This window comes from Corynebacterium sp. NPDC104732, assembly GCF_055583565.1.
Genome location: NZ_JBVJNS010000004.1, coordinates 1 through 23,260, shown reverse-complemented (window position 1 = coordinate 23,260; position 23,260 = coordinate 1). Strand labels below are relative to the sequence as shown.

General features: G+C 59.2%; 22 protein-coding genes. 8 read left to right on the top strand and 14 right to left on the bottom strand.

Annotation, left to right across the window (positions count from 1 at the left end; all coding sequences use genetic code 11):
• Positions 1-38 precede the first annotated feature (38 nt).
• The 4 genes from dnaJ (at position 39) to adhP (ending at position 4,999) form a co-directional block, all read left to right on the top strand.
• On the top strand, positions 39-1,199 hold the full coding sequence (gene dnaJ, locus ACZ6ZO_RS04150; RefSeq protein ID WP_465290780.1) for a molecular chaperone DnaJ: 1,161 nt from the start codon (positions 39-41) through the stop codon (positions 1,197-1,199).
• A gap of 12 nt (positions 1,200-1,211) precedes the next feature.
• A complete protein-coding gene (locus ACZ6ZO_RS04145) occupies positions 1,212-1,613 on the top strand; it encodes a heat shock protein transcriptional repressor HspR (protein ID WP_465290778.1) in 402 nt (133 codons plus the stop codon).
• Between the two features lie 816 nt (positions 1,614-2,429).
• The gene (gene exaC, locus ACZ6ZO_RS04140) at positions 2,430-3,950 is read left to right on the top strand and encodes an acetaldehyde dehydrogenase ExaC (protein ID WP_465290776.1); all 1,521 of its coding nucleotides are present in this window, start codon (positions 2,430-2,432) and stop codon (positions 3,948-3,950) included.
• A 17-nt stretch (positions 3,951-3,967) separates the two neighbouring features.
• Positions 3,968-4,999, top strand: a complete 1,032-nt coding sequence (gene adhP, locus ACZ6ZO_RS04135) for an alcohol dehydrogenase AdhP (protein ID WP_465290774.1) — start codon at positions 3,968-3,970, stop codon at positions 4,997-4,999.
• On the opposite strand, the gene ACZ6ZO_RS04130 is transcribed toward adhP, so the two are convergent.
• Together ACZ6ZO_RS04130 and ACZ6ZO_RS04125 are read right to left on the bottom strand one after the other, a co-directional pair.
• Positions 4,986-6,161, bottom strand: a complete 1,176-nt coding sequence (locus tag ACZ6ZO_RS04130; RefSeq protein ID WP_465290772.1) for an alpha/beta hydrolase — start codon at positions 6,159-6,161, stop codon at positions 4,986-4,988. The two genes, adhP and ACZ6ZO_RS04130, sit on opposite strands and share 14 nt — an antisense overlap.
• Positions 6,148-6,381 carry a hypothetical protein gene (locus ACZ6ZO_RS04125; protein WP_182385309.1) on the bottom strand — a complete coding sequence of 78 codons (234 nt, stop codon included), beginning with the start codon at positions 6,379-6,381 and terminating at the stop codon, positions 6,148-6,150. The genes ACZ6ZO_RS04130 and ACZ6ZO_RS04125 overlap by 14 nt, the downstream gene beginning before the upstream one ends.
• Positions 6,382-6,473: 92 nt before the next feature.
• On the opposite strand from ACZ6ZO_RS04125, the gene ACZ6ZO_RS04120 reads away from it, so the two are divergent.
• Complete coding sequence (locus ACZ6ZO_RS04120; protein WP_465290770.1) at positions 6,474-7,247, top strand: carbon-nitrogen hydrolase family protein; 774 nt, start codon at positions 6,474-6,476, stop codon at positions 7,245-7,247.
• On the opposite strand, the gene ACZ6ZO_RS04115 is transcribed toward ACZ6ZO_RS04120, so the two are convergent.
• Positions 7,236-8,327: a 2-polyprenylphenol hydroxylase gene (locus tag ACZ6ZO_RS04115; RefSeq protein WP_182385311.1), complete on the bottom strand. Its 1,092-nt coding sequence runs from the start codon at positions 8,325-8,327 to the stop codon at positions 7,236-7,238. The two genes, ACZ6ZO_RS04120 and ACZ6ZO_RS04115, sit on opposite strands and share 12 nt — an antisense overlap.
• Positions 8,328-8,355: 28 nt before the next feature.
• Here ACZ6ZO_RS04115 and ACZ6ZO_RS04110 point away from each other — a divergent pair, with 28 nt between their 5' ends.
• Positions 8,356-9,681 carry an MFS transporter gene (locus ACZ6ZO_RS04110; protein WP_182385312.1) on the top strand — a complete coding sequence of 442 codons (1,326 nt, stop codon included), beginning with the start codon at positions 8,356-8,358 and terminating at the stop codon, positions 9,679-9,681.
• Here the strand turns inward: ACZ6ZO_RS04110 and ACZ6ZO_RS04105 are convergent.
• A complete protein-coding gene (locus tag ACZ6ZO_RS04105; RefSeq protein ID WP_465290768.1) occupies positions 9,678-10,721 on the bottom strand; it encodes an LLM class flavin-dependent oxidoreductase in 1,044 nt (347 codons plus the stop codon). The two genes, ACZ6ZO_RS04110 and ACZ6ZO_RS04105, sit on opposite strands and share 4 nt — an antisense overlap.
• Entirely contained in the window at positions 10,718-11,806 is a 1,089-nt protein-coding gene (locus ACZ6ZO_RS04100; protein WP_465290766.1) for an NAD(P)-binding domain-containing protein, read from the bottom strand. The genes ACZ6ZO_RS04105 and ACZ6ZO_RS04100 overlap by 4 nt, the downstream gene beginning before the upstream one ends.
• A 113-nt stretch (positions 11,807-11,919) precedes the next feature.
• Here ACZ6ZO_RS04100 and clpB point away from each other — a divergent pair, with 113 nt between their 5' ends.
• Positions 11,920-14,463, top strand: coding sequence for an ATP-dependent chaperone ClpB (clpB, locus tag ACZ6ZO_RS04095; protein WP_465290764.1), 2,544 nt, complete (start codon positions 11,920-11,922; stop codon positions 14,461-14,463).
• On the opposite strand, the gene ACZ6ZO_RS04090 is transcribed toward clpB, so the two are convergent.
• Genes ACZ6ZO_RS04090 through ACZ6ZO_RS04075 form a run of 4 tightly spaced genes read right to left on the bottom strand, consistent with a single transcriptional unit; the run spans position 14,460 to position 18,056 of the window.
• On the bottom strand, positions 14,460-15,083 hold the full coding sequence (locus tag ACZ6ZO_RS04090; protein ID WP_182385316.1) for a response regulator transcription factor: 624 nt from the start codon (positions 15,081-15,083) through the stop codon (positions 14,460-14,462). The two genes, clpB and ACZ6ZO_RS04090, sit on opposite strands and share 4 nt — an antisense overlap.
• Positions 15,080-16,216 carry a sensor histidine kinase gene (locus ACZ6ZO_RS04085; protein WP_465290762.1) on the bottom strand — a complete coding sequence of 379 codons (1,137 nt, stop codon included), beginning with the start codon at positions 16,214-16,216 and terminating at the stop codon, positions 15,080-15,082. The genes ACZ6ZO_RS04090 and ACZ6ZO_RS04085 overlap by 4 nt, the downstream gene beginning before the upstream one ends.
• Before the next feature lie 31 nt (positions 16,217-16,247).
• A complete protein-coding gene (locus ACZ6ZO_RS04080) occupies positions 16,248-17,108 on the bottom strand; it encodes an ABC transporter permease (RefSeq protein WP_465290760.1) in 861 nt (286 codons plus the stop codon).
• A 21-nt stretch (positions 17,109-17,129) separates the two neighbouring features.
• Complete coding sequence (locus tag ACZ6ZO_RS04075; protein ID WP_182385318.1) at positions 17,130-18,056, bottom strand: ABC transporter ATP-binding protein; 927 nt, start codon at positions 18,054-18,056, stop codon at positions 17,130-17,132.
• A gap of 242 nt (positions 18,057-18,298) precedes the next feature.
• On the opposite strand from ACZ6ZO_RS04075, the gene ACZ6ZO_RS04070 reads away from it, so the two are divergent.
• A complete protein-coding gene (locus tag ACZ6ZO_RS04070; protein ID WP_182385319.1) occupies positions 18,299-18,526 on the top strand; it encodes a hypothetical protein in 228 nt (75 codons plus the stop codon).
• Between the two features lie 52 nt (positions 18,527-18,578).
• Here the strand turns inward: ACZ6ZO_RS04070 and ACZ6ZO_RS04065 are convergent, their stop codons facing one another.
• The 5 genes from ACZ6ZO_RS04065 to ACZ6ZO_RS04045 are packed head-to-tail and all read right to left on the bottom strand — an operon-like array spanning position 18,579 to position 23,095.
• Positions 18,579-20,051, bottom strand: coding sequence for a prolyl oligopeptidase family serine peptidase (locus tag ACZ6ZO_RS04065; protein ID WP_465290758.1), 1,473 nt, complete (start codon positions 20,049-20,051; stop codon positions 18,579-18,581).
• Positions 20,044-20,586: a flavoprotein gene (locus ACZ6ZO_RS04060; RefSeq protein ID WP_182385321.1), complete on the bottom strand. Its 543-nt coding sequence runs from the start codon at positions 20,584-20,586 to the stop codon at positions 20,044-20,046. The genes ACZ6ZO_RS04065 and ACZ6ZO_RS04060 overlap by 8 nt, the downstream gene beginning before the upstream one ends.
• Positions 20,583-21,278 carry a hypothetical protein gene (locus tag ACZ6ZO_RS04055; RefSeq protein ID WP_182385322.1) on the bottom strand — a complete coding sequence of 232 codons (696 nt, stop codon included), beginning with the start codon at positions 21,276-21,278 and terminating at the stop codon, positions 20,583-20,585. The genes ACZ6ZO_RS04060 and ACZ6ZO_RS04055 overlap by 4 nt, the downstream gene beginning before the upstream one ends.
• Entirely contained in the window at positions 21,271-22,101 is an 831-nt protein-coding gene (locus ACZ6ZO_RS04050) for a hypothetical protein (RefSeq protein WP_182385323.1), read from the bottom strand. The genes ACZ6ZO_RS04055 and ACZ6ZO_RS04050 overlap by 8 nt, the downstream gene beginning before the upstream one ends.
• Position 22,102: 1 nt before the next feature.
• The gene (locus ACZ6ZO_RS04045) at positions 22,103-23,095 is read right to left on the bottom strand and encodes a phosphotransferase (protein WP_465290755.1); all 993 of its coding nucleotides are present in this window, start codon (positions 23,093-23,095) and stop codon (positions 22,103-22,105) included.
• Positions 23,096-23,260: the final 165 nt, after the last annotated feature.

The following is a 23,260-nucleotide window of genomic DNA, read 5'->3' as shown; positions in this document are numbered from 1 at the left end:
CCCGTACACACAGAAAAGCAGAAAGGAGGAGATGCCCAATGACGCAACGCGAATGGGCGGAGAAAGATTACTATGCGGACTTGGGGGTCTCCTCGTCTGCATCAGCGGCAGAGATTAAGAAGGCTTACCGCCAGCTAGCCCGTGACAATCACCCGGATAAACATCCAGGTGACAAGGCTGCGGAAGAGCGCTTCAAGAAAGTCGCCGAGGCATACGACGTCCTCGGTGACGAAAAGAAACGCAAAGAATACGACGAGCTGAAAGCCATGCTGAAGTCCGGCGGGTTCGGCGGTTTCGGAGGTCCCGGCTTTCCGGGAGGGTTTCAAGAATCCGGCGGGTTCGAGAACGTTTTCCGAGACGGCAGATTTACTGGCGACGGTGGCTTTGGGGATATCTTCAGTGGCTTTTTCAACCGCGGTGGCCATAGCCGCCAGTCAGCTGCGCCGACGCGGGGCGCTGACGTGGAAACCTCCATCACCCTGGAATTCCGCGAAGCGGCGAAAGGGACCACACTTCCCATCCAGCTAACCGGAGAAGCTCCGTGCACCGACTGCCACGGTTCCGGATCCCGCAGCGGAAACCCCTCCGTATGCGGTGACTGCAACGGAACCGGGTTTACCTCGGAAAACCGGGGCGCATTCGGATTCTCTGCACCATGCACCAAGTGTGGTGGCACCGGCCGGATCATTACCGACCCGTGCCCTACCTGCAACGGCACCGGCACTGCCCGGCGTACCCGCTCCATCACCGTTCGCATCCCAGCGGGTGTAGAGGACGGCAAGAAAGTGCGCCTCGCTGGCCAAGGTGAAGCAGGGCCCAATGGCAAACCTGCAGGTGACCTGTTCGTTAATGTGACGGTCCGCCCGGATAAGGTCTTCACCCGTTCTGGCGACGACATCCAGGTCACCGTGCCAGTCAGCTTCGGTGAGCTGGCGCTGGGAGGTGCCATCACGGTGCCGACGCTTGACGACGCCGTAAAGGTCAAAATCCCAGCCGGGACACCATCCGGCCGCGTTCTACGTGTGCGCGGCCGAGGAGTGCACCGGCCCTCGGGAGTGGCAGGCGATTTGCTGGTGAAAGTTGAAGTGCAGATCCCGAAGAACATGGGAGCTGCAGAAACTTCCGCGCTGCGCACCTACCTGCAAGCCGAGAAGGACGCAGGATATGACCCACGCGCTGGCTGGACCGGACTGGAATAAGGAGGTATCCCCATGAGTAGCCGAGGGCAAGAAAGCGAGGTCTTCGTGATCTCCGTTGCCGCGGAGCTCGCTGGGATGCATGCCCAAACCCTAAGGACATACGACCGATTGGGCTTGGTGATCCCCCAGCGCACCCGCGGGGGCGGACGACGCTATTCGCGCCGAGACGTAGACCTCCTCCGTGAAATCCAGCGCCTCTCCCAAGAGGAAGGCGTGAACCTCGCGGGAATCAAATCAATCATTGAACTAACCCAAGAAAACGAACGCCTAAAAGCAGAAAACGAGCAACTGCGCAGCGAACTAGCCGAAGTCAAAGAAGCTGCATCACGACGCCGCTCTCATGGTGAACTCGTTCACGTCCCACGATCAACAGCAGTGGTGATGTGGGAACCGCGACGTCGTCGCAAGAGCTAGCCTTTTCACAATCCCTGCCCCTTTTGAAAGGAGGGCAGGGATTTTTGTGTGCGGGTTTCTGGTGGTTTGGTGGTTTGGGTGGCTTTGGGGGCTTTGGGTGTTTGGTGGAAAACCCGGGAAGTGAAACCCGGGTTTCGGGCCCTGTGACGCCGAAATCAGGCTGCAAATCTGCTATTTGTTCCGAGATTCGGGGAATGCTTCCCGGGTTTCGGGCGGTGTTGCGTTTTTGCGCGTTGGCCCCGACATTACGGCCCCGACATTACCCTCCCGAAGTTCGGGCTTGCGGACCCATTTTTGGAGCATTGTCGGGGGCGTAATGTCGGGGGGCTGCGGCCTAGCAGAGACCGTCAAATGATTGGTGTGAGGCGCCATAGTGGCCATTGTTACAGCAATCTTCAATCGCCTCATCGGCCTCAACAAGTGCGCTAATGAATTCAAGTCAAGGCTTTACAGCAATCTCCCCGACATTACCCTCCCGAAGTTCGGGCTTGCGGACCCATTTTTGGAGCATTGTCGGGGGCGTAATGTCGAGGCCAATGCACAAACCATTCGGCACCCTCAGGGGTTTGTCTAAATGGGTGGGTAGAACTTGACTTTAACCCGTAATGAAAACGGTCGGCGCTGTGGGGAAACGACCGTCGGGCACCCTTTGCGGCCAGCTTCAACAAAGTTAACTAAATTTGCAAAATGCTCATATCCAGCGTTAATGGATTAACTTCTTTGCAAATATCTTTAATGTGACTCGGGACACAAAATCTGCTGTTAGTGTGGTGGGCAATTCAGCAAGTTCACTACTGAAAACGAAAAGAGGGTCACATGACTGTTTATGCAAATCCCGGAACCGAAGGCTCCATCGTCCAATTCAAGGACCGCTACGACAACTTCATCGGTGGCCAGTGGGTCCCTCCGGTAGCAGGCAAGTACATGGATAACCTTTCTCCGGTCAACGGCGAAGTGTTCTGTCAGGTGCCACGTTCCGACGCTGCGGACATCGATCTCGCTCTTGATGCTGCGCACGCTGCGAAGGCTAAGTGGGGTAAGACCAGCCCAGCCAAGCGCGCGGCGGTGCTCAACGCTATCGCTGATCGCATGGAGGAAAACCTGGAGCAGCTCGCTGTCGCAGAAACCTGGGACAACGGTAAGGCTGTTCGTGAAACTCTTGCGGCGGACGTGCCGTTGGCTGTCGACCACTTCCGCTACTTTGCCTCCGTGGTGCGCACCCAGGAGGGGCGCATGTCGCAGATCGACGACAATACTGTGGCGTACCACTTCCAAGAGCCGATCGGCGTGGTGGGCCAGATCATTCCGTGGAACTTCCCACTGCTCATGGCAGCGTGGAAGATCGCGCCGGCACTCGCTGGTGGTAACTGCATCGTGCTCAAGCCCGCGGAGCATACCCCAGCCTCGATTTTGTACTTCATCGAACTTGTTCAGGACCTGTTGCCAGAAGGCGTGCTCAACGTGGTGAACGGCCTTGGCACGGAGGCTGGCGCGGCCCTGACCGCGAGCGACCGGGTGGCAAAGATTGCCTTCACCGGTTCCACCGAGGTGGGCAAGATTATCCACTCGGCGGTGTCTGACAAGATCATCCCGGTCACCCTCGAGCTCGGCGGCAAGTCGCCATCCATCTTCTTCCCAGACGTGATGGACAAGGATGATGAGTTCCTGGACAAGTGTGTGGAAGGCCTGGCGATGTTCGCCCTCAACCAGGGCGAGGTGTGCACCTGCCCATCCCGCGCCCTCATCCACGAGGACATCGCAGAAGAGTTCCTGAAGCGCGCCGTGAAGAAGGTCGAGTCCCTGAAGTTCGGAAACCCGCTGGACACCGACGTCCAAATGGGTGCCCAGGCTTCCCAGGAGCAGATGGACAAGATCACCGGCTACCTCAAGTCCGGCCCAGCCGAGGGCGCAGAAACCCTCACGGGTGGTGGCGTGAACAAGATCGAAGGCTTGGAGGGCGGCTACTACATCCAGCCGACCATCTTCAAGGGCGACAACACTATGCAGTGCTTCCGGGAAGAAATCTTCGGCCCCGTCCTGGCGGTGACCACCTTCAAGACCTTCGAAGAAGCCATGGAGATCGCCAACGACACCATCTATGGTCTCGGAGCCGGTGTATGGAGTCGAAACGGAAACCAGGCATACCGCGCCGGTCGCGCGATCGAAGCCGGTCGCGTTTGGGTGAACAACTACCACAACTACCCAGCTCACGCTGCATTCGGTGGCTACAAGCAGTCCGGTATCGGCCGTGAGAACCACCTCATGATGATGTCCCACTACCAGCAGACCAAGTGCATGCTCGTGTCCTACGACGAGCGGCCAACGGGACTGTTCTGATGACATAAGGAGTAACAATGAGCACCGAGAAATTCGAGGCAGCGGTCGTCGAAAAGTTTGGCCCGACGCTGGAGCTTACCGACGTCGACCTGCCACAGCCCGGCCCACACCAAGCCCTGGTCAAGCTGCTTGCCAGCGGCGTGTGCCACACCGATCTGCACGCTGCGGAAGGTGACTGGCCAGTGAAACCGGAACCGCCATTTGTCCCCGGCCACGAGGGCGTGGGAGAAGTGGTGGAGCTTGGTCCAGGTGACCACGATGTTGCCGTTGGCGACATGGTGGGAAACGTGTGGCTCTGGTCCGCATGCGGCACCTGCGAGCACTGCATCACCGGTTGGGAGACCCTGTGTAACAGCGCTGAATACGGTGGTTACACCGTCGATGGTTCGTTCGGTCAATACATGCTGGTAGATACCCGTTACTGCGCGCGTATCCCGGCTGGCTCGGACCCGGTGGAGGTCGCGCCGATCCTGTGCGCCGGCGTCACGGTGTACAAGGGCCTGAAGGTCTCGGATACTCGCCCCGGCCAGTTCATGGTTATCTCCGGCATCGGTGGGCTCGGTCATATCGCAGTGCAGTACGCCAAGGCGCTGGGTATGCGAGTCATTGCGGTGGATATTTCCGATGAAAAGCTCGCTCTGGCGAAGGAACTGGGCGCCGAGTTCACGGTAAATGCGAAGGAGGTGGATCCGGTAACAGCAGTGAACACCTACACCGATGGCGGTGCGCACGGCATCCTAGTCACGGCTGTGCACCCGCAGGCCTTCGGCCAGGCAATCGGCATGGCCCGCAAGGGTGGCACGATCGTCTTCAACGGTTTGCCACCGGGAGAGTTCCCAGCGCCGATCTTCGAGATCGTGTTCAAGGGGCTCACCATCCGTGGTTCCCTGGTGGGCACCCGCCAGGACCTTGCCGAAGCCCTCGACTTCTACGCCCGTGGCCTCATCAAGCCGCGCGTGACGGAGTGCAAGCTGGGCGATATCAACAACGTGTTTGAGGATATGCGCAGCGGCAAGATCGACGGTCGCATGGCCATCAACTACGTCTAACCAGCTCCTGGAGCTGCCGGTGAAACTCGGCGTCCGACCAGTAGTCTGAGTGACCGCCCTGGATTGCCCAGGTGCGGTCCGCGCCGAACGCTGGGTCAGCTGGGTCTGGGCCATGCACGCCCGCCCGAGATGTCACCGCGAGCCCAATCGGGTCCGCGGGTGATGTCGCCGCAATGACCTGAGGTTTATCCGAACGAAGATTCAGTGCGGTGGCGTGACTAGTCCCGACTCCTGGGCTGCCCAACAACACCAGGGAATCAGCCACCAAACCTCGCCCTTGTGCCGCGTAACCTGCCACGACACTGCCGTAGGAGTGCGCGACCACCACCCGGTGTGGCTCGTTTCCCACTCGGGCGCTGCGCCGGGAGAGCTCTGCTTGAAACTCCCTCAGGTCCGCCGCTCCCGCCGTTGCTGGCGCGGTGCCGGTGGCGGTGATGAGGTTTTTCGGCGGCTGGTAGCCGATCCACAGTACGCCCGCCCCGCCGGTGAGCTGGGCAATCTGTTGGGTGCGTGCCGCATAGCCAGCCCACCCCGCCGGGTCACCAGACCCCACCCCGGGGACGACGGTGGTCACCGAAGGCGCAGTGTCAAGGTCACCGAACGCCACCACCACGCCGCTTGCCGACGGCAACAACCTGGCATCCGGAAACTGCTCCGCGAGTGCTCTGACCTCCGGCGACGCCGTGGCTAGCACGGATTCATGTATCTCTGGCAATGATGCATCCGCATAATGGGTCAGATCAGGCCCATGCCGTGCTTCAACGCCGCAGATCCGGTTGATTTCCGCAGCGCAGGCACGATCGATGGAGGACCCGAGAGTGCGGAGTTCGCGAAGTAATGCGTCCATGGTGGGGGAGGACTGTGTGGCGGCGTCGGTGGACATGATCAGGGAATCTAAATCAATTTCGATGTCGCGAACGGTGTCCGCTGCGGAATGGAGTACACGGGATACCGCTGACATTTCGGTGATGGTGCCCGCGTGCGCCTTCATAAGGGCGCGATCGGACTTTGCTGCCGCGGTGATGAAATCGGCGGAGTTGCCTGCCACGAGGAAGGTATCCCATGCGTCGGTGGAGGCACGGAGGGCATGAGCTTGCTTGGTGGATAAGGTATCGAGGCGCCCGGCGGCGTCGTAAAGCTCGGCGGATCTAATAGGCAGCATTGACCTGCTCCGAGAATCGCTGGTCAGCGCTTCGCAGCTGGTTAATGGTGGCGACGAGGCGACGGTGGGAATCATGGAGCGCTGCCGTGGTGGAGCTGGAGTTGTCACTCCAGCGTTCGGTGGCAGCTCTCAGAGCTGCGCTGGTGTGCGTACCGGCGGGAAGCTGCGGAAAATCCCGGGGGAGAGTAGCAGGGCGGTTGGGGCGAGAGATGAGTTTCATGAGAGGAGAATGGCATATTCGGCACAAAGTGATGCAGCCTCAGCCGTACTACTTGTGGATAACTACCCGTTATCCACATAAAGTGGGGTGGCATGAAGATCGCACTTATCCAGATGCTGTCCACCGGCGATAAGCTGGAGAATTTGGCCCGCATGGAAGAAAAAGCGCGGGAAGCCGCCGGACAAGGCGCTGAACTGCTCGTTTTTCCCGAAGCGGCAATGAAAGCTTTCCAGAGTGGCCGGCTCGATGAAGCAGCTGAGCCACTGGATGGCCAGTTCGGCAGCGCCCTGACTGAGCTGGCGAAGCAGCTAGGCGTCACCATCGTCGCCGGTATGTTCACCCCTGCAGATAAACAGGGCAAATTCAATCGGGTGTACAACACCCTGATTATCACCAATGGTGCGGAAACGAAACGTTACGACAAGCTCCACACCTTTGACGCCTTCGGCTACCGGGAATCCGACACCGTCGCGCCGGGTACTGAGCTGGTGACCTGGGGTGATCTGGGCTTCGCCACCTGCTACGACATCCGGTTCCCGGAACAATTCAAAGCGCTCGCACGCCGGGGCGCCAAGCTGATCGTAGTATCCGCGTCCTGGGCGAATGGGGACGACAAGCTCCGGCAGTGGCGCCTGCTCACCAACGCTCGCGCCCTCGACTCCACCAGTTACGTGGTGGCAGTGGGGCAGGCTCAGCCAGAGAACCCAAAGGAGGGCGATCCGACAGGAATTGGCCACTCCGCACTCATCAGTCCCACGGGGAAGCGCCTGGTGGAGGCCGGTTTTGACGAGGAAATCGTGCTGGTTGAGGTTGAGCTGGATGACGTCGATAAGGCGCGGGCAGCGCTGCCGGTGTTACAGGCCTAGCACCTGAATATTGTCTGCGGGGGTGCCTGCGGTGAGCATGGCGTTTCGCATCCGCTGCGCCCACTCGCGCGGCCCGGCGATCAGTACCTCACGGTCGCCCCACGCGCCCCAGGCGGTCACCACGTCCTCCAACTTGCCTTCTTGCTGCAGGTGGAGCCCGCGTGGCGCGCGGGAGTGCTCGGTGGCACCCACCCACCACGCGTCCGCAGGCTTTTCGACGACCGGTGTCACCGACAACCACGGCGCGGCAGCAGCCAACTGCCACAGTCCCGCAAGCTCATACAATTCCCCCGGGTATTCTGCCCCATAGTAAAGGTGGGTGCGGCGATGCTTGCCGGTGGTGAACGCATCGAGGATGAGAGCCCTCAAGGGAGCGAGGCCGGTGCCATGGGAAATAAGCAGTGCGTCGGATTCCCCCGACAGCTGCAGGTTGCCGTGGGCCGGGCCGAAGAACCACTCGTCGCCTGGTTGAGAAACAGCGAGGCCTTCCAGCGCAGGGGAGTGGTCGAGGTGAAACTCGATGAGGCCAGCATCGTTATACGGCATGGCCGGGGCCAGGCGAGGCCAATAGCCTTGGATAAGTGGGGAGGATACCCCAAGGTACTGGCCTGGAAGATAGCGGGGCGGCTCCGGGCATTCGAGTCGAACCACGGTGATGCGTCGGGCGCGGCGCTGCACTTCCACCACCTTCCCCCAGCCGGGCGCGGGGGTGGCGTCAAGGGTTGTGCAGAGGATTTCGGCTAACCACTGCAGGCGTTGATCTGCTTCGTGTACCTCAGAATAGGGTAGTTCGGTGCAGAAGTGATGGATCGCGTCCTGGATGATGGAGATGCCCGAACGGGCAATATCGGAAGTGAGTCCGAAAGCTCGGTGCTCACGTGCCAAGTTAGCCACTAGTGCTTCGTCTGGGTCGCTATCCAGCAGGAACGTGAGCGCAAAGACGAGATGCGTGTGGGCGTCCTCAGCATGCGCGGGAAACCACAGTCGCGTTTCGGGATGCTTTTGGTAGAGCCCACCGAGCACACGCTCACGAAACTCCGCTGCGTTGGCGGAAAGTTCACGGGACACGAGGGAAGGCATGCTCCCATTGTGCCGTTAATATCTTGGCATGGACAATTTTTCTGGCGCTTTGCCACGAACCCGCACTGATCGGCTGGAAGAGCTGCCGATCACCCGGAAGCACGCCCGACTGTTGGGTGTATCCGGGATCGGGTGGGCGCTGGATGCGATGGACGTCGGACTGATCTCGTTCATCATGGCTGCGCTGGTGGTGGAGTGGGATCTGTCTAAGACCGAGGTATCGTGGCTGGGATCCGTCGGATTTATCGGTATGGCGCTCGGGGCTACCTTGGGCGGGTTGCTGGCCGACAAGTTTGGGCGTCGGCAAGTATTTGCGCTGACGCTGCTGGTCTACGGCGTAGCGACGGGCGCGTCCGCCCTCGCCGGGTCACTCGCGCTACTCATGATCCTGCGGTTCTTTGTCGGCCTGGGGCTCGGCGCGGAACTGCCGGTGGCATCCACCCTGATCTCGGAGTTTTCTCCGCGGGCCGTGCGGGGGCGCATGGTGGTGTTGCTGGAAGCCTTCTGGGCGGTGGGGTGGATCCTCGCGGCGGTGATCGGCACGTTTGTGGTCGCCAGTTCCCCAAATGGTTGGCGGTGGGCGCTCGCGCTGGGCTGCATCCCAGCCCTGTACTCCCTGATCGTGCGCATGGGGCTGCCCGAATCGGTCCGGTTCCTGGAATCCAAAAACCGGCACGACGAAGCCGAAAAAGTAGTGGCATCCTTCGAAGCATCGCCACAGGCGTTCGCCATTCGACCAGCCCCACCTGCACGGACAACGAAGGTCACCGCCCACCACATCTGGGATCCTTCGGTACGTGGCCGCACCACCGCGCTGTGGATCATCTGGTTCTGCGTCAATTTCTCCTACTACGGTGCCTTCATTTGGATCCCATCGCTGCTGCACTCACAGGGTTTCACGCTGGTGAAATCCTTCAGTTTCACGCTTATCATCACGCTGGCGCAGCTGCCGGGCTACGCGGTAGCTGCGGTGCTCATTGAGAACTGGGGGCGTCGTAAAACGCTTGCTGCTTTTCTCGTGGGGTCCGCGGTCGCGGCGTGGCTGTTCGGGATGTCCAGTGAGCAGTGGCAGATCATCACTGCTGGCTGCTTGCTGTCCTTCTTCAATCTCGGTGCTTGGGGTGCGCTCTACGCGGTGGGGCCGGAGCTGTATCCAACGAACATCAGGGCCGCGGGTACCGGAGCCGCGGCGGGTTTCGGTCGGATCGCCTCGATCATCGCGCCATTGATGGTGCCACCTGTCCTTGCGTCTGTGGGGGCCGATGGGTTATTTGTTCTGTTCGCTGTCGCTTTCGGCACGGCGGCGGTGGCGGCGTTCGCCCTGCCAGAGTTTAAGGGCAGCGAACTGAGCTAGCTTGCTGTGTTTGGCTGCCACCCCAAGGCCGGTGCCACGTGTTCCGCGAAATTCTGCAAAATACCAATGTTGACGTCCGCGCCCATCCCGGTGGGGAGAGTAAGGAGCAAGGTATCAGCTTCTTTGATAGCCGGGTCTTGTTGCAGTTGCTCGATGAGAACGTCAGGTTCCGCGGCATAGCTGCGACCAAAGGTAGCTTTTCCTGCCTCAGGAAGGTAACCAACCTGGTCAACACTTGTTGCTTGCCGCCCGAATAACTCGTGGTCAGCGGGGCTGACCAGCGGGAAGATCGACCGAGAGATGGATACACGTGGTTCCCAGCCGTGGCCAGCTTCCTGCCAGGTCGCCCGGTAGCGCTGAATCTGTTCTGCCTGAATTGCCCCGAGAGTGTCATGGTTGGTTTCCGAAACCAAAGTGGACGACATCAAATTCACCCCGTCCCGAGCCGCCTGCTCTGCCGTGCGGTGGGTGCCGGAACCCCAGTAAATCCGCCGGCGCAGACCCTGTGAATGGGGAAAGACTGGCAACGGGGTGCCTGGCTGAAACATGCGCGGGTATTGCTGCACGAGCGGTGCGGCCTCAGCCATCGGTTCACCGTCAATCGCAGCGAGGAACTTCTCGAAGTGAGCGCGCGCTAGATCAGAACCATCGGGCTTTTGACTGCGGTAGCCGAAAGCTTCCCACCCGCGGGTTGCTACCTCCGGGGCGCCACGGGACAGGCCAAGCGCGACTCGTCCACCCGAGAGCTGATCGAGGGCAGCAGCCTCTTCTGCCAGGTACAGCGGATTTTCGTAACGCATATCAATCACGCCGGTGCCGACCTCAATCCGCTTGGTGGCTCCGGCGATCGCGCCTAAGAGCGGCATCGGCGCGGCCGCCTGTGGCACGAAGTGATGCACGCGGAACGACGCGACATTCACCCCAATCTCATCCGCAGCCTGTGCCAGGTCAAGATGGATCCGCATCATGTCGCTTGCCGACGGCCCCTGTTGGCCTCCCGATGAGTAGTGTCCAAAACTCAAAAACCCGAAGTACTTCACTGTAATTCTCCTATTGCTCGTTTCGCTGCTAGTCGACCTGCTCGAGTGGCGCCCACCGTGGATGCAGTAGAGCCGTAGCCAGCCAGCAGTAGGCGGGGATTCCTCAAAGGAGTGACCTCATCGATCATGTCGATTCCGCCCCGCGAGTTACGTAACTGCAGCGGGGCAAGGTGGTTGAGGGAATGCCGGAAACCCGTGTTCCAGAAGATCGTGTCCACCTCAACCTCCGTCCCGGCAGGGAAGGGATCCCAGCCGTAGGCTGCGGGCGAGTCGGAGCCCTGAAACGTGACCGCGGTGGGGGAGATATGGCTGATCATTCCTCGTGAGATAAGCAGGCCTCGTTCCACCCCAGCGCGATACTCCGGGCGCGCCGGGATACCCGTGCTGGCAACCACCGAACGGGGCGGTTCACCTGTGAAGACATGGGAGCGGACACGGTTTTCCACGGTGCGTCCCCATTCGGGAGAAATGCCCTCGCGGCGCCATTCGGGTGGGCGCCTGGTGGTCCACACTGTGTCCGTGACCTTCTCCAGCTGAAGGAGGAATTGAATTGCAGACAAACCACCTCCGACAACGAGGGTCCGTTGGCCTGCGAAGTCTGTTGCATTCTTAAATTCGTGAGTGTGCAGCTGTCGGCCCTGGAAGGCGTCGATGCCGGGAACGTAGGGGATGAACGGTGAATCCCAGGTCCCGGTTGCGGAAATAACCACGTCCGCCGTGAGTTCGGTGCCGTCTGAGAGTGACAGGTGGAAGTTGTCGGGCATGGTCACCGACGTGACCTTCACTGGGCGTCGCACATGAAGGTTGAATTGTTGCTCGTAGGCTTCGTAGTAGCGTGCTACGGCGACTGATGCGGGGGTGTGGTCGTCGGCAAGCGGGGCAGCCATGCCGGGGAGGTCGGCGATGTGGTGGGCGGCGCCGAGGGTGAGGGAGTCCCAGCGGTGGCGCCAGGCACCGCCGGGGCCGGAGTTAGCATCGAGGATGAGGAAATCGGTCCCGGGGGTGAGGCCACGATGGGCGAGCTGTTGGCCGGCAGCAAGCCCGGCTTGACCTGCGCCGATAACAACAACCCTCAAATGTGACATGTCAACAGTCTAGCGGAAAATAAAGTTGAGTCAAGAAATATCAACTTTTTTCTAGTTGAGTGGAACAGACTCAACCTCTCGTGCGTTACTACTAGTAGAAAGAGAGGAAAAACATGAGTTCATTCAACCCAACTACTAAAACATCCGAGGCCCTGCAGACCGCACTGCAGCTATCCTCAACTAACGGAAATCCAGACATTCGCCCAGCTCACCTGCTAGTAGCGATTCTGGAACAGACCGACGGCATTGCCGCCCCGGTCCTACAGGCAGCGGGCGTAGACCCGTCCCAGGTACTCAAAGAAGCCAAGGCCAAGGTCGACGGCTACCCATCTGCCAGCGGCAGCAACCTAGCGAACCCGCAGTTTAACCGCGAGGCACTCAGCGTGCTTACCGACGCCCAGGAGCTCGCAGGCGAACTTGGCGACGAATACGTCTCCACCGAAGTCCTCCTCGCAGCCATCGCGCGAGGAAACTCCGACGCCGCCGACATCTTGAAGTCTCGGGGCGCCACCTACGAGGTGATTAAGAACGCCTTCACCGCCGTCCGCGGATCCCAGAAGGTTACTTCCCAAGATCCAGAAGGTCAGTTCCAGGCCCTGGAGAAATACTCTACGGACTTGACCAGGCTTGCCCGCGAGGGCAAGATTGACCCGGTCATCGGCCGGGATGAGGAAATTCGACGCGTGGTTCAGGTGCTATCCCGGCGTACGAAAAATAACCCGGTGCTGATTGGTGAACCGGGCGTCGGTAAGACTGCCATCGTGGAGGGGCTGGCTCGCCGCATTGTCGCAGGTGACGTGCCAGAATCCCTGCAGGGTAAAACGCTGCTGTCGCTCGATCTTGGCTCTATGGTTGCGGGCGCGAAGTACCGCGGTGAGTTTGAAGAGCGCCTCAAGGCCGTGCTCGACGAGATTAAGGCTGCCGAGGGGCAGATCATCACCTTCATTGATGAGCTGCATACCATCGTCGGCGCGGGTGCCGGCGGCGATTCCGCCATGGACGCTGGCAACATGATTAAGCCGTTGCTGGCGCGCGGTGAGCTGCGCCTGGTGGGTGCCACCACGCTGGAGGAATACCGAAAGTACATCGAGAAGGATGCCGCGCTGGAACGCCGCTTCCAGCAGGTATATGTTGGCGAGCCTTCCGTCGAAGACGCCATCGGTATCCTGCGTGGCCTGAAGGAACGTTACGAAGTCCACCACGGTGTCCGGATCCAGGACTCCGCATTGGTTGCCGCCGCAACGCTCTCCGACCGCTACATCACCTCCCGCTTCCTGCCGGACAAGGCCATCGACCTCGTCGACGAGGCGGCCTCACGCCTGCGCATGGAGATTGACTCCTCACCGCAGGAAATCGACGCCCTGGAACGCATCGTCCGCCGACTCGAGGTGGAGGAAATGGCGCTGCAGAAGGAATCTGACGCCGCGTCAAAGATCCGCCTCGAGAAGTTGCGCCAAGAACTAGCCGACGAAAAAGAAAAACTTGGCGAACTCAAGGCCCGCTGGCAGAACGAAAAGTCCTCCATTGACCGTGTCCGCACGGCCAAGGAAGAACTTGACCGCCTGCGCACCGAATCCGAGCGCGCCGAACGCGAGGGTGACCTGGGTAGGGTGGCTGAGCTGCGCTACGGCCGCATCCCAGAGCTGGAGAAGGAAGTCGCCGCCGCCGAATCCGCAGTGAACGCCTCCATGGTCACTGAGGAAGTCACCCCAGACACCATCGCTGATGTTGTTTCCGCATGGACCGGCATTCCCGCTGGCAAAATGATGCAGGGCGAAACCGAGAAGCTGCTGAACATGGAAGCAGAGCTGGGTAAACGAGTGGTGGGGCAGTCTGAAGCTGTGACCGCCGTGTCCGATGCGGTGCGTCGCGCGCGTGCGGGTGTCGCTGACCCGAACCGCCCTACCGGCTCCTTCCTTTTCCTCGGCCCCACCGGCGTGGGTAAGACGGAGCTGGCCAAGGCCCTCGCGGAGTTCCTCTTCGACGACGAACGCGCCATGGTCCGTATCGACATGTCCGAATACGGCGAAAAGCACTCCGTCGCACGCCTCGTCGGAGCCCCTCCGGGATACGTCGGCTACGACCAGGGCGGGCAGCTCACCGAGGCAGTCCGGCGCCGCCCTTACACCGTCGTGCTCTTCGACGAGGTAGAGAAAGCCCACCCGGACGTGTTCGACGTCCTGCTGCAGGTCCTCGACGAAGGCAGGCTTACCGACGGCCAGGGCCGCACCGTCGATTTCCGCAACACCTTGCTGATCCTCACGTCCAACCTGGGGGCTGGCGGAACCCGCGAACAGATGATGGACGCGGTCAAGCACGCCTTCAAACCGGAGTTCGTCAACCGCCTGGACGACGTCGTGATCTTCGATGCGCTGTCCGCGGAACAGCTGGTATCCATCGTCGATATCCAGATTGGATTCCTGGCCTCACGTCTCGCAGCGCGGCGTTTGACACTGGCTGTGTCTGACGAGGCTCGTAGCTGGCTCGGCGAACGTGGCTACGACCCCGCCTACGGCGCGCGCCCACTGCGCCGGCTGATCCAGCAGGCCATCGGCGACCAGCTGGCTAAGAAGCTGCTGGCAGGTGAGATTGTGGACGGTGACACTGTCCATGTATCAGTTGCAGAAGGCGGGGAAGGGTTGGAGCTTTCCAGCTAGATCCATCCAGATTCTCGGGCCCGCAGAAACGCTTCAAAGCGGTTTTGCGCCCCGAGTTTCGCCATTGCCGAAGAAAGGTAATTCCTCGTAGTCCCGGTGGCCAGGAACACTTCTTTGGCTATCTGTTCAATCGATCCTCCTTTACCTGCGGCTTCGATTACCTCGGCCTCGCGATCTGTCAAGGGGCTTTCCCCAGCTGTAATAGTCATCGCTGCGAGTTGCTGGTCTATGAAGCTTTTTCCCGCGTGCACAGCGCGTATGGCTGTGGCGAATTCTTCAGCAGTTGCGGTTTTCGGAAGGAACCCTTGAACTCCGTTGGTCAGGGCTCGTTTGAGCTGGAGCGGGCGAGAATGACTTGTGACAACAACGATGGCAGTGTTGGGGCTGACTTGCCCAATTTCGTTGGCAAGGTCGATGCCATCGCTACCTCCCAGCTGCAGATCAGTAACCAAAACATCTGGGATTGGTTCTTGTAACGTTAAAGCTCGTTTCCACCAAGCTATGGCATCTTCAGCACTGGAAAAAGTGGCCGACACTTCCAGATCCTCCTCAAGGCTCAGGAGCGTAGTAAGCGAGGAAGCGATGAGCTTCTCATCATCGACAATTGCAAGAGTGATCACTTGATGTTGTCCTTCCAAGTAAGAGACGCGGTAAAGATGTCGGCATCGTGAGTCAAAGAGATTGCTCCGCCGATTTTCTGAGCTCGATCTTGGAGGACTTGCATCCCCCCAAGGGCCCCAACATCTTGGTCAGCGCCGTCGTTGACTATGGTCACCCCGTCCGTTGAAAAAGCGAAGCTTACGGTGCTAGCAGTAGAGTGCTTAATTACATTCGTCGTTGCTTCACGGATGAACCAGGCTGCGACCTGTCGAGACTTCTCAGGGATGGCCTGTGAGTTCCCCGCTACTAGCACTGAGACTCTAGCCTCTTCCAAGAGCTGGATCGCAGTTTTCAATTCTGCACTGGGACTTAGATTGCGATATCCGGTTACAACTTGACGCAGATCTTCGCGCATAAGCCGAACTAGATGTTCGAGTTCTCGCATTTCGCCTTTGACCTTGTCTCTGTCTCTTTCATAAAGCGCAATCGCTAGTTGAAGCTTGAGGGACATCGCGGCCAAATGCTGTCCCAGGCTGTCATGCAACTCTTGAGCGAACCGTAGCCGCTCCTCGTGTACCCGCAACTGAGACTCGAGATTTCTTGTCCTGCATAGCTCTTTCACTACCTTTGCTGACCAAACAGTTGTTTTGCTCCCCCAAACCAACAGGAGGCAGAAGACAACGACGAAAACAGGATGCGCGAAGGTGGGGTGTTCGACTAGTGCGGCTGTAACTGCGCTCAAAGCGAGCGTGATCAAATACGAATGTGGGAGGTGGATCGTTAACGCGAATGCGAAACTGCTGAGCAAGAACAGTGAAAGACCTGATGATTGCACTGAACGATTCGTGGCAAAAACCAGTACGGTGACGAGCCAACAAGCTAGATTTATTGTTAGCGCTGCAGCGTTTAGGCCTTTAGGAGTCTTAGTGACATCTGATAGAACCGGGGATCGTTCGATGACAAACGCTGCCAAAACGCCGTTCGCTAGAGCGATGAAAATGGCAGTTCCCGACTCGAGTGAAACAGGCTCTTCCAGTGCTGGCCGAAAACTTAGGATGGCGAATGCCACCAACGCTGCGTGCATTGAAAAACGGACGTAAGCAGAGAATTTGTCCGTCTCTGTCATCTCAACGAGCCTTCCCAGCGTAGTCATGGTGCCAGGGTACATCGAGTGTCGTTGCGGGTCAGCGGTTGGTTTCCCACTTCATATAGCGATACGCCGCCCACAGGAGGGCGATGCTCCACACCAGCAACAGAATCATCGGGTTTATCGCGGTAGAGATTGTTGCTGAGAATCCCTCGTCGCCAGTGGCAGCGGCAGCAATATACGTTTGACCTGTCCATTCGATGAAGGTGAGGTCACCGAGCAGTGCGAACGGAGTTCGAGCTAACGGATCTTGGATTTGCTGAGGAAGCGCCGAACGTAGCGGCGACTGTGAGAGCATTGCCAGCACCATGACTGGCAGAGATGTCATCTGAGCAGCCTCAGCATTGGCAGTGATGGAGCTGGTGAGCAAGGCTAATGAGGTCGATATAACGATCCCCAGCAGCGCGATGAGGACTAGTAGAATGCCCGTACACGGGACGATGCCTGTGTAGAAAATGAGGATGGCAGACATCAGCGCAGTCAGCACGAGAGACATGATCGCCCCTGGTGTGGCGAGCGCGACAAGAATCTCTGCGTTTCGAGCTTCACCAGTACGCAGTCTCTTGAGTACCCGCTCGTCGCGACGAGTGGTGGTCATGGAGAGCACGGAATAGAATTGGACAAACATCAAGGTGATGAGGGAAAAGACCTCCATCGAGATTGCGGTGCGAACGGGCGCGGCCGCAGGCTGGCCAGCTGATCCCATGAATAGCATTAGCAGGCCCACCCCGATGGGGAATACCAATGCCATGAACAACAGGGTCTTGTTACGCAAATATTGCCGAATTTCGGCCATAGCCAAAGCCCAGTACCGGTGCCAGCTTGAGTTTCGAGGATGCAGGGATTCATTAACGAATTCGATAACGGCAGAGGCACGTTGGAAGGTGGCGAGTTCCATCTTGTTTACGATCCTTTGTGGCTAGTTTGTATGTTCCTTGTGGTCCGCAATGCTCATAAACACTTTTTCCAGGGAGGCTGGTCGGGCGGAAAAATCATCCAAATCAAGATGGTTTTTATGTGCCCACTCCAAAACAGCGAAAGTGTCTTGGGGTAGTTGCTTAGTTGAAATTATGTGGCGATTTTGCTCGGTCATGATAGTTGTGCCAGGAAGCCGGGGCGGTGTGTCGGAGCTGGTCACCGTAATCTCCGCAGAAACTGTGTTTACCAGTTCGGAAAGAGTTCCTTCTCGGGCAACGGCTCCTCCATCCATGATTGCTATGCGATCGCACAACAACTCGGCTTCTTCCAAATAGTGGGTGGTCAGGATCATTGTGACGCCCTGCTTCTTGAGTCGGAGGAGAAGCCTCCACACGTTTCTACGAGATTCTGGATCTAGTCCTGTGGTCGGCTCGTCAAGGAATAGCAATTCTGGATTGCCGAGTAGAGCGCATCCGAGGTCCAGTCGGCGCTGTTCACCACCGGAGAGGACACCCACCCGGACGTTTAGACGGTGCAATAGCTCGACGTCCGTGAGGACCTGCTCGGGGTCACGTGGGTTCGAGCAGGTCCCTTGCCACATCTTGATGGTCTCCCGCACCGTGAGCTGCCTGGGAAGCCCACCCGACTGGAGCATGATGCCCATCTTGGGGCGAACGACAGCTCTGTTGACAAATGGGTTGTGTCCAAAGACCTTTACGACGCCCGAGGTTGCGGGGGCCAAGCCTTCCAGGATTTCAAGGGTGGAGGTTTTCCCAGCGCCGTTAGTGCCGAGAAGTCCGAAGACCTCCCCGCGACAGACGTGGAAGTTGAGCCCCTTGACTGCCTGGAATGCCTCTGCCCCCTTTCCGTAGCTGCGGGTGAGGTCACTGACTTGGACAATTGTGTCTTGGCAGGTTGGTTGGTTCATGCCTCCATGCTGGCAATGCCGTGGTCAATTAGCTACGGGGATAAATCACCGGCTTGCCTGCCAGTGCTCACGAGGTTGGCATGACATTTGTCAAAACGAGCAGCGTGGCGGTGGGAAATTCCTTCTTGTCGCGAATGATAAAGCTCATGTGAACTGCATACTTTTGGCACTAGGGAGCGGCTGCCGATTTCGGCACAGTGGAAAGCGTAAGAGTTAGGCGAACCCTAAGAGGAGGAATTTTCATGAACATTATTGAAGACATGCTTCGGTTGACTCCAGCGCCGACCGTTCAGCGCGAGGTCGCCGTGTTTTTCCTGACGGTGGCTGTTCTGGTCATTGTCGCGTTCCTGGCGACCAGTTCCGCCAACGGCACTCTCGTGCTTGTCCTGGTGGGTGTGCTGGCCGTGTACGCGGCAGGACGGTTGGTTTACCGACTTCTGAACCCCGCGAAGGTTACCACCCAACGGTAGTTTTGAATGCCTCGGCGCCTGCTATGAATTCATGGCAGGCGCCTTTGTCTGCTTAGTCTCGGCCCGAGACAAATCGGACTAATCGCTCCTCCAGCGCATCAATCTCCCCACTGGGCGGGGCATAGTGCCCCCCACGGTGACGAAGCAGCACTGCCGTGCCCTGCGTGCGCTTCCAACGCGCGCAGAAGGAATCGAAGTCTTGGTCTTGGACAATGGAATCCTTGTCCCCGACAACCAGCAGCAAATCCGTGTCGCTTGGCTGCGCCTCGCACACCAATGTGGCCGGGTCCATCCCCGTAGGATCTGCGGGGAATTCTGCACGATGCTTTTGGCCCAGCTCGGTGGCTAAATATCGCGGTAGGTCCACGATCGGACAGGTGGCGCTCACCCCATCGACCAATTCCGGGTTTCGCAGGCCGGTGACGAGAGCCAGCCATCCTCCGTGCGAGGCCCCGGATAGGATGATTCTTTGATAGCCACGTTGTCGAAGCAGCTTGGCAGCGGTGGCGAGGTCACATAGCGCATTGGGTTTATTTTCGCCCCGCCCTTTTAAGGCCCAGTCGGCCCCGAGCTCACCGCCCCCTCGGACGTGGGCGAATGCCAGTGTGAGATTTTGAGTGACTGGAAGCGAGGAAAATGGCAGTAACGGGGCGCCGAAGCCGCCGTGAACGGTCAGCACGATGGTGTCTCGGAGATCGTGGGGGTGGGAGAAGACGGTGACCGGGACCTCCTGTGTGCCCGCATACAGTGTTGATGTGACAAACGGTGCTTGAGGAATTTCAGAGGTGCCTGCTAGATCGGTGGCGCTGAGGTTAGTCTCATGATGTCCGCAGCGAAAGCTGAACCGCAGCTCGCCGTTGTTCACGAGCTCCCCGACGAACCAGAGGTGGGGAAGTGGGGTGACGTGGCGGTGGCCCGAACTGTTCGTGGCACAAATGATAGTCCCGGTGATGCTGTGGAACACGGCGTAGCGGCTGCCCTGCCACGTCACGCAGCGACGAAACTGCGCCGGGTGTGTTGTCTCACCTGGGCAGTCGTGGCTAGCGGTGTCCAACGGTGCGCAGGGCCGGCCGGTGGCATCGCAGTCAAGGAAGTGGGTCCCTGAGTAGGGGTGAGTGGTGTTCGCAGCGATGTCGACGACAACAGTGCCGGTGGGAGTGCGTGCGATGAGGAAGCGAGAGTTAGCGGAGAAATTGAAATCGGTTGTGGAAAGTGGAAATTGCGCAAGCGTCCAATCGGCTAGGCACAGAATCGAGATCCTGCCAGCGAGATCCAGGAATGCTACGTGGTCGGCGCTTAGCTGAAACTCCCCGATGAGCGGTTGGGACGGCGCAGCTCGGAAACCGCGAGCTGCGGAGAAGTGAGCGAAGTGGAAACGCTCGCCGTCGAGGTAGCTCAGCGCGATTCCGGCCTCGATCTCCGAGATTTGTTGGATTATCGCGTCCGCCGGAATGCATTCGATGAGCTCGGGAGACGCCAGCACTTCTTGGAATGTGGCCTCCAGATGAGGAGCGAGCCTAGGCACCGGCAACCTCCTGGTTGATCACGGCAATGAACTTGTCAATAGTGGGGAAGCCCTGCCCAGTCTTGGTACCGCCATCGGCGACCTCGACCGCGGGGAAGGTTGCGCGGGAAACTCGGTATCCCATCTCCTCCATTCTGCGCAGGACGACCTCCCGTCGCGCACCGACGTCCTCAGCGGAAAAGGCGGGGAAAACGATCACCGGGCAATGCGCGAACGCCGCAGTGGCGCTCACGATGTCATCGGCGATTCCTGAGCTCAGCTTCCCGCAGGTGTTGAATGATGCCGGACAAATCGCAATCGCATCGAGTCCCGCGCTGAGCGTCTTGTGCTGGGCTGTTCCTTTGGTGAGCCAGGCGGTATCCAGCGCTACCGGTTTACCATTGATGGCCTCTAGCGCGGCGACGCTGACAAAGGACTGTGCAGTGTGGGTGAGTGCTACCTCGATGTCCCACTCTTGCACAGTGCGTAAATATAGCAGCCATCCTGGCATGAGCGAGGCGGCAACGCCGCCGGTGATGAAAAGACCAAGTTTCATGACGTGACCTTCCGGTAGTTGAGTGACTGCAGTGAGGTGCTGGCCTTGGCCACGGCGTCGTGGTGGGCAGACAGCATGCCGGGGTTGAGTGCTGCGGTGCGTAGCAGGTGCGAATTCCAGGTTGCGCGAACGGCGTCTGCAGCGAGGGGGAAGTCGCTTGCGATATCGTCGGCGACATCCCGCAGGCCGGTGGTGTTCGCCGCCTTGTGCTCCGCCAGCAATTGGATGAAGAGCTGAAGCTCGGCCCAAATCCGTTCCCGGCCGTTAGAAAACCCGTCTGCGCCCCAGGCGAGTACTGTTAGGGCACCAGCCGATGAGGGATCTAGGAACGCACTGCCCAGCCCAACTCGTCTGTCCCAAGCTGAGCTTGGCGTCAGGACAGTCTCGGCGGTGGAAGAATCCCCGGGTGTGGGGGCGGTCTCCCAGGGGCCACCCCACACCAGGTTCCTGAGGGCTGCCAGAGACTCGGTGGACTCGGGCTCGGCGAGTAGGCGCTGACCCAGCGAGAGCTCGTCTGGGACCTGTTCAAAGATCAGTTGTGATTCCCGAAGCTTTGGCTCCGGATACAGTGTCCGCAGTGCCGGGCCCTCTTGGATGGGGAACGCCCGGTTGGTGGGTTGCACGTCAGTTAACACCGGAACCGCATCGGTGGATCTGTGGGTGAATACGAAGGTGAACGCGTTGTTAGACAAGGGAGTCCACCTCGTTTCGGAATGCATTTTCGCGCTGGTGGAGCTCGTTGAAATCGTTCCTGACTAGGCATTGCGCGGCCACCGCAGATAGTCCAGCTCCGAAACTGGTGTGGGCGTTGATACCAGGGCCACCTATCCATACCGATTCGGTCAGTTGCATTGAGAAGCCGGGGCCGTGTCCTCCTGGGGTGAAGGCACTGATGGCGTCGACAAGCGCGCCGAGGGCACCGGACCTGATTTGAGCGGGGTCGAAGTAGATGACCGTGGCGTCAGGTCGCGGGATGAGGCGGAGGTCTCTACTCTGGCCGAGGGTGGTCTTCATGGACCACCGAGGCAGGTGCGTTTGCCTGTCCATGAAATCGACCAATGCTGAGAATCTGCGAAGGGAGACGCCAGGCAGGTAGAGGCGCCACGCAGCGGTGAGACGAGGCGGCTCGAGTGATTCCACTACGAGCCATCCGGGGAGGGCATTGACCCGCAGCCGAGGCAAGGCCACTGTGAACTGCCCATTCGGTGTCGGGGTGTGAGGGAATTGGTCGGGACGCAGCGTGAATTGGCCATCCTTGCGCAGTTCGCCGTCGACCAAGTCCCAGCCTGGTGAGTGCACGGTATGCGCCGCAAGGTCCACGAATTGCGTCACTGTGGGCAGGTCCGCGAACAGGGCGGCGCTTTCGCAGCCTCGCAGGTGAATGTCGGAGTAGATGTAGGCGCGAAGCTCGGGGGCGGATACTTCCGTCTTGGATGTAAGACGTCGGAATGCGGACGGGGAAATTTTTTGGAAGCTGCTGGTGCACAGGGCTTCCCAGGGAGAACCAGTAGCCATCTTAAGTCTGTTGTCCTTCCAACCAGGCACCAAAGGTGGGCAATCCCGAAGTGGCGATGGTGGACAATGACGTCTCCACCACCGCGACCGTTGTTGGGGGCGAACCGGCGATGATTGCGCCCTGAAGCCGGCACATAAGTGAGAGGAAGACGGCACCGCTCAGCGCTGGCTTGTCGACGGACATCCCGCAGGAGTTCAACACGGAGAGGAATCGGGCAGAAAGCTCCTGAGTTTCACGCATCGCCGTAGTTACTTCGTGTTGGAAGTGAGCTTCAGCGGACGGGTTTCCTTCCTCGGTGGTGAGGTTGGGGCGTGTCATCGCGGCCCAGGTGGAGCGGGCGAGGGCGTAGAATATGACGCTGGCCAGGAAGTTCCCCATGTCCTCCTCTGGGCAGCCGATGCCGCTACACTCCCAGTCGATGAGACTGATCTCATTGTTTTCGGATTTAATCAGGTTGTCTAGCTTGAGGTCGCCGTGAACGAATCGCTGGGGGGTGCTGGTCCGGCGCACTAGTGACTGCGCTGTCTGCACCAACTCGCGGTACTGGTGGCCGATATTGAGGGCTTTTAGCGGGGTGGCAGCGAGATGTTGGAAGCCTAGTGGCTCGACTATGGGACGCTCACGGCTGGCTTTCGGAATGGGAGTGCTCGCAGTTTCAAGCCGCCAGAGCTGGATGAACTCCTCTGCGATCAGTTCAATAAGATGGGGCGTCAAAGTCACTTCGTCAAAACAGGTACCATCGACATACCGGCACAGGTAGAACTCTTCTTCCACGTCCAGTACATGGGACTGAGGTGCGTTATTGGCTAGGAAGCGCAGACGCTGGGTTTCGTCGTCGGCGGGGCCATTAGCTGTGAGCTCGCGACTACGTCGGTGGATGACTACCGGAACTGTGTCAACAGAGCTAAACCTAACGCGTGGATGCTTGGGTACGATATCACCGTCGTGCCAAAGGCGTGCTAGCGGGCTAAGGGGTGGAGCGAATGTAGTCATTGGGCATCACCAGTTTCAGGTCGAAAACAATGGAGTAACTAGTAAAATGCCTCCTGGATTCGTACCGCGGCGGTGGTTGTCAACCTGTTGTGAGTCACTAACTGATTCCCTTTTTATGCGGTTTTTAACACCGTCAGATTGATTCCCTCAACGGCCTTAGGCATC